The following is a 12,603-nucleotide window of genomic DNA, read 5'->3' as shown; positions in this document are numbered from 1 at the left end:
AGTAAGAGTATGGTGCGGATTGGTCTAATTATAGAGCCTGGAAGGGAAAGTCACAAGCTTTTTTATCCGTACTCATACCACATAATTCCCATTGTTTCAGCCCCGCCGTGCACACCAATTACCGGACTGAGAGGACAGAGGTGAATCGCTAGACCAGAAGACAGCTCCTGCAGCTCTTTTTTCCATGCCTCAGCTTTTTCTTTCGTTGTCGTATAAATAATACTCAGATCTTCGACGTGCGAGGAGGCTATGGCATCTTCAGCAATCTGCAGGAGCCGGCTCTCGGCCCGTTTCCGGGTACGGATTTTTTCAAAAGGAACAATCTGACCCCTTTCAAAGGTGAGAAGAGGATGAATCTTTAAAAGCGTTCCAAGGATCAGCTTTCCGCGGGAGATTCTGCCTCCTTTATGTGCCTGCTCCAGGCTTCCGAGCAGCAGATAGCCTCTGGCATGCCCGGCCATCTCTGTTAACTGCTGCTGTATTTCCTCCGGTGTGCTTCCTTCCGCTGCTAATTGCGCGCCTCTCATCAGAAGGGGGCGGATGCTGCCGGCGCCCATCTTCGAATCCACAGTAAAGAGTGGAAACCCGGTCATGTCTGCCGCGAGTTGGGCTGTCTGAAGAGTACCGCTTAAATGACTGCTGATATGTATGGCAATTCCTGCGTCGTAATTCCCCCTTAACTGTTCAAACAGTTCGGAAAAACTGCCCACAGATGGCTGGCTGGTCGTCGGGAAAATTTCTTCATGCGGAAGCCGCTCATAAAATTCATCCGTGGTGATTTCAATATTTTCTTTATAGCTTTCATTTTCAAATACTACAGATAAAGGAACAATATGAATATTATACTTTGCGGCTGTTTCTGCATCGATCGAACTGGTGCTGTCTGTGATCAAGGCTATACGCTGTGTCATCCTCCACCTCTTTTTTCATGTTAATTTGATAACGTTACCACTAACCTTGAATATATTATACAGATTCGTGCCCGGGAATTCGAATGAAACCCCGCCGGACCCGCATAAAAACGATGATAAAGAAAAACATGCTCCGGCCCGTGCTGGGACCTGAACATGCTTTAGTTAAAAAACAGGGCAATTAGAGAATATCCAATTACGACGGTGAACAGAATCGTCATATGATTCAACGAAAAAATAAACATAGTAGTTGCCCATTTTTTGCTGTCCATCCGCCGGTAGCATATAAAGCTTGCTGCAAGCCAGGCTGCGCTTAAGACGAAGGATACGCCAACGATAAAGCTGCTGACCGGAAGGAAAAGAAAGCTCGAGAGGGTTAACAGAACAAGATATACGTTTGTCTGAATATAAGTCCGCCGGTTTCCTTTGATTACAGGAAGCATTGGGATATCTGCTGCCTTGTACTCATCGTGTCTGCGTATAGCGATAGCATAGAAGTGCGGCATCTGCCATAAAACCATGATAACGAAAAGGCCGAGAGCTGCCGGATGGAAAAAGTCGTTGGAAATAGCGGCCCAGCCGATAAGCGGAGGCACTGCTCCAGAAATGCTCCCGATCTCTGTATTGTAAATCGTGCGTCGCTTGCTCCACATCGTATATGGAACAACATAAAAGAATAAGCCTGTAAATCCGAAGATGGCTGCGAGCGGTGAAGCCGCGTATAAAAAGCCCAGGCCCGCAAGTGTCATAACAATTCCCAGTATAAGTGCATTTTTCAGCTGCATCCGGCCAGTTGCCGTAGGGCGGTTCTTTGTCCGGTCCATAATCTTATCGATGTCGCGGTCGTATAAGTTGTTAAACGTGCCGGCAGCGCCGATAACAAGGCCCGAGCCAAGCGTGGCAAGGACTATCGCTCCGATTTTATCGGAAAAAGCGATGTTGTGAATATATAAAGCAAGGGCAATCCCTGCAAACATAACGATTAAATTGGATTTGATAATCCCTGTTTTAATCGTTTCCGCCAGTACTTTACGAAGTGCCTGTTTCGGGGCAGCGAGGGATCCTTGTTGAACTGTGCGTTCGATATTTTCCGATTTCATTTTATTCCCCCCAACCGTGTTCATCCGATACTAATGTATCACATATGTCGTGAAAATCAGAGATATTGACAAAAAAGTTCGCTATCTTGTCAATTGTTTGTGAACGATTCATGACAAATTATTGTATATATGTACTTCGTACTTTTAGCAAACAAAATTATATTCTCACATTAACTGCTTATTGGCAAGTGTTACTTCCCGGCTGCTCGAGGCAGAGGTGTCCATGAAAATGCTGCTGACTGCACTTTATTCCGGGATGCCCGTACAAAAGCCGTCCGGCAGTGGGACGGCACGAGTATCAGCTGCTTTTTGTTTTTAATTCGTGGAGCATTTCATGCACAGCGTGAGCAACGCCGTGTTCAGTATTTGTTTTTGTGGAAAACCCGGATGCCTCTTTAACTTCCGGAACGGCATTGCCCATGGCGACGCTCCGTCCTGCCATTTGGAGCATATTTAAATCGTTAAAGTTATCGCCTAAAGCCATAACGTCTTCAAGGGATATCCCGAGCCCAAGCGCAAACTCCTGAAGCGCAAAGCCCTTTTGGGCGCGTACGTGGTTTAATTCAAGGTTGCCCATACCAGAAGAAGTAAGAGCGAGCTCGTTATCATCCCGGAGCTCGTATTTCATCCGTTCGAGTACGGAAGCCTCTGAAGAAAAGGCGAGCATTTTATACACCTCGAGCCCCTCGTTATCGAGTACTGAAAAGAAATCATCTGCGAACTGGAAATTTTCATCCTCCAGCCGGCGCTCAGCATACTGCTCTGCTGCAGCCGTCGTCAGCTCGGGGTGAGCGGTCTGCAGCATTCCCACAACGACACTCATATATGCTTTTCTTGAAGGGGCAAAAATACCCTGGCTGGTAAACAGTTCAATATAAGAGCCGGCAGCCTGATGCACGGTTAAAATTCGTTCGCAGGAGCTTTCTGTGATGGGGGCAGAGCGCTGTATTTCTTTTCGGTTTTTGTAAGTGACTGCGCCGTTCATGCTGATAATTGGGTAGGAAAGACCGGCAGACGCCAATGGTCTGTGTGCAGCTTCATAGGTTCTTCCGGTGGCGATTACGATATCAATGCCGTGGGCCGAAGCAGCCTGAAGGGCTTCGGCGTTGTCTTTGCTGATTTCTCCGTCCTGATTCAGCAATGTTCCGTCCATATCCGTTGCAATTAGTTTCATTTCTTCTCCTCCGATATACTCCGGGTCTGTTGAACCGTCTTAATTATTATCTTCTATTATCGAACACTTTATCTGAGTCATCAACTTTTTTGTTTTCAGCAGAAAAGCTAAAGCGATAAAAACATCGACAGCTTATCTTACAAGGTAATTGAAGAATTCGTAAGGTTTCTACAAACTGATAGTAGCTTGTAAAGATTTCGGAAAACATATTTCGCTCTGCGGGAGGGCGGTGCCTGACATGAAAAAGCAGCATGTAGTCATTATAGGAGGAGGGCTTGCAGCTATCCGGTTAATGGAACAGCTGCGTGAGCGTACGGCCCGGGTGCATATTTCTATTTTCAGTAAAGAAAAAACGCTGCCGTACAACCGGATCCAGCTTTCCTCCTATTTAAATGGAGAAATAACAGAGGACGATTTAACAACCTATACAAATAAATGGTTCCGCCGGAACAATATATCCTTTCATCCGGGGGAAACGGTGCAGAATGTATTGAAGGATGAAAAGAAAATCATAACAGCCAGCGGGGAGCACTCCTATGACCATTTAGTTTTTGCCACGGGGTCATCGCCGCTGATTCCACCGGTGGAAGGGGTGGAAAAAGAAGGAGTATTTCCTTTTCGCACGCTTGAGGACTGCCGCAGGCTCGTTAAAGCAGCTGGGCAGAAGCGTCGGATTCTGGTTATCGGAGGCGGCCTGCTAGGACTCGAAGCGGCTAACGGACTGAGCCGTTTCGATGCAGAAGTGACGGTCGTACAGCGGGCGGACAATATTATGGACCGCCAGCTTGACCTTCAGTCTGCCGCCATGCTGCAGGGAAAGCTGGAACGGCGCGGCGTAAAATTTTTGCTGAGTAAAGACGTTACTTCCATTTTGGGACTCCGGAAGGTATCAGGAATTGCTTTTGGGGACGGGACACACGTGGAAGCAGATATGGTCGTATTTGCGATCGGTATTCGTCCGCAGCTGAAGCTTGCAGAAGCGTCCGGTATTGAAACGAACCGCGGGATCATTGTGAATGATCGAATGGAGACGAGTGAAAAGCACATATACGCGATAGGCGAATGTATCGAACATGACGGCCGGACCTATGGTCTGGTGCAGCCGGTGAACGAACAGGCGGATGTGCTGGCGAGGCGTTTGAGCGGCGAGCACAAAGCCTATTATAAAGGTTCAAGTACTTCGGCAAAGCTGAAAATATCCGGAGTGGAATTGTTTTCTGTTGGCTCTCTGATCGAGGACGAGGCTACAAAGTCATGGGTGCTCCATGATGAAGAAAACGAGCTTTATAAAAAGATTGTTTTTCGCCATAAAACGGTCCAGGGAGCTGTGCTTTACGGCAATACAACCAACAGCGATCTGTTAAAGAGCCTGGTGATGACAGACAAACCAATCAACGCTTCGGAGAAAAAACAGCTGCTGTCAGCAAGCAGTGAGCCGGCCGGTTTTCTGCTGGAAATGCCAGGCTCCGACACGGTATGTGCCTGTAATAATGTAAATAAAAACACGATTATTCAGGCCGTCCAGGAAAAAGAACTGACCACGCTGGATGAAGTGAAAGCCTGTACGGGAGCTTCTACCTCCTGCGGGGGCTGCAGCAGTATGGCAGAGGGCCTGCTGAAGCTTGCCTGTGAAGGAAAGGTGGAGGCGGAAAACAAAACTGAAGCGCTGTGCGGGTGCACGGGGCTTGACCACCCGACGCTGATTAACCGGCTGATGGAAGTAAAACCATCGACGCCCGAAGAAGCGATGGACGCTTTAAACTGGAAAACGCCCGAAGGCTGCGAAATGTGCCGGCCTGCCATTGCTTACTATCTCTATATGATTCAAATGAAGCAGGGAGAGCTTTCAAGCAACGAAACACTGCCGTTCACCTATTCGCCGTACATTTCCCTCGAAGCGGATGGCACCTACACCCTGCAGCCGATCATGAAAGCAGGGATTATTTCTCCTGATCTGATCAAAAATCTAAATACCGTTATCGAAAAATACCAGTTGAGCTATTTTCATATTACAGCGGACGGACGCATACAGCTTCCATATGTCGAAGACGAAGATGTGGTGGAAGTATGTGACAGCCTGGATATTCCTCTTCTTAACTTTCCAGGTTTTCAGATGACGACTGTACAGAGTGTATTCAAAGACCGGATCCGGGAGCGTCATAACCCCGGGATGGTGCCATACGCCCTGGAGCTTGAGGAACCGGTGGAAGCTGTCCCTTTTCCTGACACGCTCCGTTTTGTCATGCTGGAGGGCTTTTCTATTCTTGAAGGAAATCACGTTGATGCCGGACTGCTTAAAATGGAAGACAAGTGGGAGTTTCACATTCATTTTGAGGAAAAGTCTGTACTGCTGTTTTCAGCTCCCACCTTTATGGAGATAAAAGAGTACATTTGGGCGCTTCTTCAGTATTACCGGGAAACTGCGTTTTTTAAGGAATCATTTGCCAGATGGTGCGGACGTATGACGATCATCCATATACGGGAAGGATTGTTTGATCCGGATACCAGAGAGCAGCTGCTCCACCAGTTAAGTACTTGTTTGAAAAAGCCGCTGCCGTATCATTTTTCGATTCCAGAAGGGAGTACAGTTCATGAATGATTTCGGGTCCAATTACGGACGGACAATAGAGCCGACAGTTCTCGAAGAAAACCGGCATCAGGCTCAGTGCCCTTTCTGCAGCATGCAGTGTAAAAAGGAAGTAGTGGAGCAGATTACTACAAAAGGCATCAAATATAAAACCGTCGGTGTGGATAATCCCACCACGCACGGCCGGTTATGTGTCAAAGGTCACTCAGCCTACCAGCATGTGATTCATGAAGACCGGATTACAGCTCCGATGAAAAAAGTGAACGGCCGGTTTAAATCTATTGAATGGGACGAAGCCCTGGATATTATTGAACAGCGAACGAAGGATATTCAGCAGACCTCCGGCAAAAATGCTTTATCGGTATACGGCGGAGGCTCGCTTACGAATGAAGAATCCTATCTGCTCGGCAAGTTCGCCCGGGTCGGGCTGCAGACAAAATACATCGATTACAACGGCCGGTTCTGCATGTCTTCTGCTGCCTCAGCGGCGACGAAGACGTTCGGGGTAGACCGCGGGTTTACCAATGGCATTGAGGAAATTCCAAACGCAAAATGCATCATACTCGCCGGCACTAATATTGCCGAATGCCAGCCGACCATCATGCCGTATTTTGAACAGGCAAAACAAAACGGAGCTTTTATTATTGTGATCGATCCGCGAGTGACAGAAACAGCTAAAATGGCAGACCTGCATCTGCAGCTGAAGCCCGGGGAGGACTGGTCTTTAACGACCGCGCTTTTAAAAGTGATTTTTGATAAAAATCTGCAGAATAAAGAATTTCTGCAAAACCGCACAGAAGGCGCTGAAGAGCTTGAAGCATACGTGCGCCAGTACAGCGTAGACGAGCTTGCGAAACGGGCAGATGTGCCCCAGGGCGATATTGAGCAGGCGGCTACGATATTTGCCGAAGCGGGTACAGGCATGATATTTACCGCCCGGGGGGTGGAACAGCAGATTGATGGGCATCAGGCTGTCCGCCATTTTATTAACCTGGCACTAATCTGCGGCCACATCGGCAAACCAGGTTCAGGATACGGGGCGATCACCGGTCAGGCAAACGGCCAGGGGGGCCGGGAGCACGGTCAAAAATCTGATCAGCTTCCGGGCTACCGCTCGATTGAAGATCCGAAAGCCAGGGAGCATATGGCGGCGGTTTGGAATATAAATGAGGAAGACCTGCCTGGTAAGGGCGTTTCTGCCTATGAAATGATGCAGAAAACAAAGAACGGGGAAATTAAAGGAATGTTTTTAGTAGGTTCGAATCCAATTGCTTCGAATCCGAATGCTTCTATTGTGAAGCAGGGGCTTGAGGCGCTCGACTTTTTAGTGGTGGTGGATTTATTTATCTCAGAAACGGCTGAATATGCCGACCTGGTTCTCCCGTCGACCGCTTATATTGAAGATGAAGGAACGCTTACGAATATGGAAGGACGGGTGACCTGGAGACAGGGGGACCGCCCGGCACCCGGCCAGGCAAAGCACGATTGGGAGATTTTATCGCTGATTGCTGCGCGTCTTGGTAAAGAGAAATGGTTCAGCTACCGCTCGGCGAAAGATATTTTCGAAGAGCTGCGTTTTGCTTCGAAAGGAGGGCCGGCTGATTATTACGGAATCACGTATGAACGGATTAAACAGGAAAACGGCGTCTTTTGGCCGTGCCCTTCTCCGGAAGAAAAAGGAAGGCAGCGACTGTTTGATGAGTCGTTTGTGCATGACAGTGGCAGGGCCCGCTGTTTTACTCCGGAACACGGGGAAGAAATTATTAAAGAACGGCTGTCGGAGGCAAGGCCGCTGTATCTGACGACTGGAAGGGTTATGTCCCATTATCTGACCGGGGTTCAGACAGGAAAAAGTGCCAAATTAAATGCCCGTTATTTTGAATCATTCGTCGAAATTCATCCTGAAACAGCAGAAAAGTATGGCATTAAAGAAAACGACCTTGTGACCCTGGAATCCCCGCAGGGCTCTATTGTGGTTAGAAACCAGTGGTCGGAAAACATCCGGAAGGATACCATTTTCGTGCCTTTTCACTGGGCGGGCAAACAGAACGTAAACCGGCTGATTGCGGGCAGGCTGGACCCGGTCTGCCAGATGCCGGGATTCAAGCTGGCAGCTGTCTCCATGAAGCCGGCAGAAGCCCAGAAACAAAAAATATAACAGATACAAGGAACGCTGCCGGCATCGGCAGTGTTTTTTTGTGCCGGGGGTATCTATTTGATAAATAAAAAGCCAGTCCCCCTGCCGGTTGTAAACGGCAGGGGGGCTGGCCGGGGTTTGTGGCTGACATAGCAGGCAGTGGCCTCTGCAGCCCGCGGAGCGTTTATCTCTACTAGAGAAACGCTCCGCGGACCGGCCTGGTAAACCAGGACCGGGCCCTCACTCAGCGGTCTTTATCAGAAACCTGGCTCGCATAGGAAACGGCTTCCTTCGAGCGGATGGCCGCTCCTTTTGCTTTTTCCTTAAGCAGCTGATCCTCCTTCGAGAGGTAATAATCGTCGGCGAAGGAATTCTCCGGCTCTTCGAGTGTAAAATAGCATATGATAAAGCTTATAAAAGCTCCTCCGGCCAGGATAAAGAAAAACTGACTCGGGGTAACGAACGTATAGAGCGTTAAATAGACGCTTGCACCAATGCTTCCATACGCTCCGGTCATACCGGCCACCTGCCCGGTGACCCGTTTTTTTACCATTGGAACCATTGCAAAGGTGGCACCTTCGCCTCCCTGCACGAATAACGAAGTAAGGACTGTCATGAGAACAGCCAGTATGACCGGCCAGCCGGAGTTGATCATACCCATGCCGCACATGCCAATCACAATACCGAACATATAAACGAGCATTACCTTGCGCCGGCTTCCGAGGCGGTCGGATAGGACACCGCCGAGCGGACGGGCAAGCAGGTTCACAAAGGCAAATGAAGCTGCAATGAGACCGGCTGTGGACGGCGTAAGGGAGAAGGTGAGCTGGAAAAACATAGGGAGCATGGATACAATCGCAAGTTCAGCGCCAAAGTTGGCGAAATAAGTACTGTTCAGAGCTCCAACATTTTTGAAGTTGTATTGATCGTCTTTTGCTATACCTTGTTTAATAATAGGAACGTTTACTTTTACGATCATATAGATCTGGTAAATCAACACGAGCCCTACAGCGATGAAAATACCGTACACAATAGAAGTAGAAATAAAGCCCATATCGAAGACTCTCCAGGCACTAAGAGCCACGGCGCCTCCGACAGGTATAGTCCAAAACATCAGTTGAGCCATATCCTTCCAGGAGCTCACTTCCATGGCGCCGGAGCGTTTTGGCTTAATAAGCGTATGGCCTTCCGGCGTGTCGCGGACGTTTAAGTAAAAAACAATACCATAAATAAAGCAGACAACCCCGGTGAAAGCAACCGCATATCTCCAGCTGTCATCGCCGCCGATAAGAGTGATGGCGAGCCACGGAAGAATGATTGCCCCCGCTGCTGAACCAAAATTGCCCCAGCCGCCGTAGATTCCTTCAGCAAAGCCCACGTGCTTGGGCGGAAACCATTCTGCGATCATGCGGATACCGACAACGAAGCTTGCGCCAATACTCCCGAGTACAAGCCGGCTGATGGCAAGCTGCGCCCAGGTGCTGCCGAATGCAAAGATAAATGTAGGCACCGCCATAATAATCAATAGTGTGGAAAAGACGACCCGCGGGCCAAAGCGGTCGAGCAGCGACCCGATAATGATCCGCGCCGGGATAGTCAGGGCTACGTTCATGATTCCGAGGGCGGCGATATGTTCAGTCGTCAGCCATCCAAGGTCAGCCATCATGGTGGTCGCAAGCGGAGCCATATTATACCAGGCGAAAAATGAGATGAAGAACGCAAACCAGCAGAAATGAAGAATTTTAATGCGCTCATCCTGAAAACGGAAAAGGTCTTTAATAGTCAAAAGGAGAACCTCCTAAGGTTAGGTAATTATTTTTGGTTTATTCAAAAAACAATTGAAAGTTAACGTGCGTGTACTTATTTCTCAGGAAGTTCGCCGTTGCGGCCGAAAAAATCTTAGTTTAAAAGCAGATAAACCGTGTTGTTTTCGATTCTTGTATCATAGGAGGCAGTACAGCCTTCATCCGGCCCCTGGGCCTCTCCATCGTTCAGGCTGATTTTCCAGTCGTGAAGCGGACAGAATACATGCTCTCCGCTGACGATCCCCTGGGAAAGAGGCCCTCCTTTGTGAGGGCATTTATTTTCCAGGGCGAAAATGGTGTCGTCTTTAGTCTTGAAAATGGCTATTGAAGTTTCCTCAATGATCACTTCTTTAGGAATATCGACTGTAATTTCATCAACAGTGGCCACTGCTACTTCTTTTTGTTTATCTACGCTATTCATCTCTGTTCCTCCCTCAAATTAAACGAGCTCCACTTTACGCTGTTCAAACAGCTCCTGCTTTTTCTTTTCGTTATACGTAAGTTCCTTCCACGGGTCTTCGCCTTTATGCTCGAGGGACACTTCCATGCGCTCAATTAAGTTTGCCCGTGCCTCTTCATCTTCGAGAACGACCGCTTTTACATGATCGAGGCCGACGCGTTCGATCCAGTGAGAGGTACGCTCGAGGTAGTGGGCGGATTCCCGGTAATATTGGAGAAAAGCGCTGATGGAATCCAACAGTTCGTCATCGCTTTTCATTTTTCCGAGCAGGTCGCCGCCCCTGAGGTCCACGCCGCCATTTCCGCCGACGTACATTTCCCAGTGGCCTTCAAGACCGACAATCCCGATGTCTTTAATACCGGACTCCGCGCAGTTTCTCGGGCAGGCCGAGACGGCCATTTTCACCTTGTGGGGAGTATTGAGCCGTTCGTATTTTCGTTCGATGGTCATGCCCATTCCGATGGAATCCTGGGTGCCAAAACGGCAGAAGTCTTCACCGACGCATGTTTTTACGGTACGTATACTTTTCCCGTAAGCATGACCGGAAGGCATGTCGAGTTCGCCCCATATGGACGGGAGGTCTTCTTTTTTGACACCTAGCATGTCAATACGCTGGCCGCCTGTCATCTTAAGTAGCGGCACTTCATACTTTTCTGCGACATCAGCAATTTTCCGGAGCTGCTCTGAATTAGTGACGCCTCCGTACATTCTTGGAACAACGGAATAGGTGCCGTCGTTTTGAATGTTGGCGTGCACACGTTCATTGATAAAACGGGAGGAGTAATCATCTTCATATTCTTTTGGCTTCGAGACGCTCAGGTAGTAGTTCAGGGCCGGACGGCACTTGGAGCAGCCTTCAGGCTCCTTCCATCCGAGCACGTTCATCACTTCGCGGGTATGAGTGAGCTGCTTTGTTTTTATTTCTTCAGTGACCTGCTCATGAGAGAGATCGGTACACCCGCACAGCGGCTCCACTTCGGCGCCGGAGGCCTCGTCGCCGAGCGTGGCATTCAGCAGGTCGGAAACGAGCGGTTTACAGCCGCCGCAGGAGCGCGAAGCGTTCGTATGCTGTTTGATCTCGTTCACGGAAGTCAGGCCTTTGTCATTAATGGCAGAAACGATATCGCCTTTACAGACTCCGTTGCACCCGCAGACCGTTTCTTCATCCGCCATGTCTGCGACGGGACTTTCCACCGGTGCATTGCTTTCAGAGGGAAGAATGAGCCCTTTGCCAACGTCGGAAATGTCTTCTTTTTTATTGATCAGATTCAAAAGCTTCGGCGAATCAGAGGTATCTCCGAATAAAACAGCACCGACTACCTTGTTATCACGGATGTTCACTTTTTTATAAACGCCGTCAAAATCGTCATGGACAAGTACAGATTTTAAATCGTCCGCTTCTCCAAATTCACCTGCCGAAAAGACATCCACGCCGGAAACCTTTAATTTGGTTGATGTAAGAGAGCCCTGGTACCCGGCCCCCGCCGGTTCTTTGGATACGAGCCGCGCAGCCAGAATTTTGCCCTGTTCATATAATGGGGCTACGAGGCCATAAGCGATGCCGTTATGCTCTGCACATTCGCCAACGGCGTATACATCCGGAGCGCTCGTTTCAAGAAAATCGTTCACGACAATTGCACGGTTTGTCTCGATACCGGAATTCTCTGCAAGTTTAATATTTGGACGGATGCCGACAGCGATAACGATGAGATCGGCGTAAAGTGATTCCCCGTCTTTGAAATGAAGCCCCTGCACGCGTTTGCGGCCGAAAATCTGTTCCGTCTGCTTTTCCATGTGAAACCGCATGCCCTGGCCTTCAAGCTCGCGCTTCAGCATTTTGGAGGCGTTGGGATCAAGCTGGCGTTCCATTAACTGATCCTGGATGTGAATTACCTCTGTTTCCATATTCAGGTTCAGCAGGCCCCGGGCGGCCTCGAGCCCCAGCAGTCCGCCGCCAATCACAGCTGCCTTTTCATATTTTTTGGAGGCTTCAATCATTGTTTCGGTATCTTTTATATCCCGGAAGGAAATTACTCCTTCTTTGTCGGAGCCGGGGATAGGGGGCATAAAAGGGTTGGAGCCGGTAGCGACGATCAGATGATCATACGCACATACAATCCCGCCAGCACTTTCCACCTGTTTGTTGGTCGTATCAATACGCGTAACTTCATCGCCTGCATGAAGCGTAATATTATGTTCTTCATACCAGTCATAATCATTTAAAACGATGTCTTCTAATTCGCTGTCTCCCTGAAGAACAGAGGAGAGCAGAATACGGTTGTAGTTTGGATGAGGCTCTTTGCCGAAAACCGTAATTTCAAAGCGGTCCGGCTCCTGCTTTAAAATTTCTTCAATGGTATACATGCCGGCCATGCCGTTGCCGATCAATACGAGACGTTCTTTCTTCATAGATGAATCCTCCTCAAAAA

The 12,603-nt window shown here is 48.8% G+C and carries 8 protein-coding genes; 2 read left to right on the top strand and 6 right to left on the bottom strand.

Annotated elements, in window-relative coordinates; genetic code table 11:
• Positions 1 to 62: 62 nt before the first annotated feature.
• From G548_RS0112090 to G548_RS0112080, 3 genes are all read right to left on the bottom strand, one after another.
• Entirely contained in the window at positions 63 to 911 is an 849-nt protein-coding gene (locus G548_RS0112090) for a DegV family protein (protein WP_022794417.1), read from the bottom strand.
• 161 nt (positions 912 to 1,072) lie between these two features.
• The gene (gene cyoE, locus G548_RS0112085; RefSeq protein ID WP_022794416.1) at positions 1,073 to 2,011 is read right to left on the bottom strand and encodes a heme o synthase; all 939 of its coding nucleotides are present in this window, start codon (positions 2,009 to 2,011) and stop codon (positions 1,073 to 1,075) included.
• A 298-nt stretch (positions 2,012 to 2,309) separates the two neighbouring features.
• A complete protein-coding gene (locus G548_RS0112080) occupies positions 2,310 to 3,185 on the bottom strand; it encodes a Cof-type HAD-IIB family hydrolase (protein ID WP_022794415.1) in 876 nt (291 codons plus the stop codon).
• A gap of 238 nt (positions 3,186 to 3,423) precedes the next feature.
• Here G548_RS0112080 and nirB (G548_RS0112075) point away from each other — a divergent pair, with 238 nt between their 5' ends.
• Entirely contained in the window at positions 3,424 to 5,784 is a 2,361-nt protein-coding gene (gene nirB / locus G548_RS0112075) for a nitrite reductase large subunit NirB (protein ID WP_022794414.1), read from the top strand.
• Positions 5,777 to 7,930 carry an assimilatory nitrate reductase catalytic subunit NasC gene (nasC, locus tag G548_RS0112070; protein WP_022794413.1) on the top strand — a complete coding sequence of 718 codons (2,154 nt, stop codon included), beginning with the start codon at positions 5,777 to 5,779 and terminating at the stop codon, positions 7,928 to 7,930. Before nirB (G548_RS0112075) ends, nasC begins: the two co-directional genes overlap by 8 nt.
• 223 nt (positions 7,931 to 8,153) lie before the next feature.
• Here nasC and G548_RS18120 read toward each other — a convergent pair whose 3' ends face one another.
• From G548_RS18120 to nirB (G548_RS0112055), 3 genes are all read right to left on the bottom strand, one after another.
• The gene (locus G548_RS18120; protein WP_022794412.1) at positions 8,154 to 9,695 is read right to left on the bottom strand and encodes an MFS transporter; all 1,542 of its coding nucleotides are present in this window, start codon (positions 9,693 to 9,695) and stop codon (positions 8,154 to 8,156) included.
• A 113-nt stretch (positions 9,696 to 9,808) separates the two neighbouring features.
• A complete protein-coding gene (gene nirD / locus G548_RS0112060; RefSeq protein ID WP_022794411.1) occupies positions 9,809 to 10,135 on the bottom strand; it encodes a nitrite reductase small subunit NirD in 327 nt (108 codons plus the stop codon).
• Between the two features lie 18 nt (positions 10,136 to 10,153).
• Complete coding sequence (gene nirB / locus G548_RS0112055; protein ID WP_022794410.1) at positions 10,154 to 12,583, bottom strand: nitrite reductase large subunit NirB; 2,430 nt, start codon at positions 12,581 to 12,583, stop codon at positions 10,154 to 10,156.
• Between the last annotated feature and the right edge of the window lie 20 nt (positions 12,584 to 12,603).

It is taken from the genome of Marinococcus halotolerans DSM 16375 (assembly GCF_000420725.1).
Taxonomy (GTDB): domain Bacteria; phylum Bacillota; class Bacilli; order Bacillales; family Marinococcaceae; genus Marinococcus; species Marinococcus halotolerans.
Note: the sequence above shows the minus strand (reverse complement) of the source record. Positions and strands in the feature narration are given on the sequence as shown.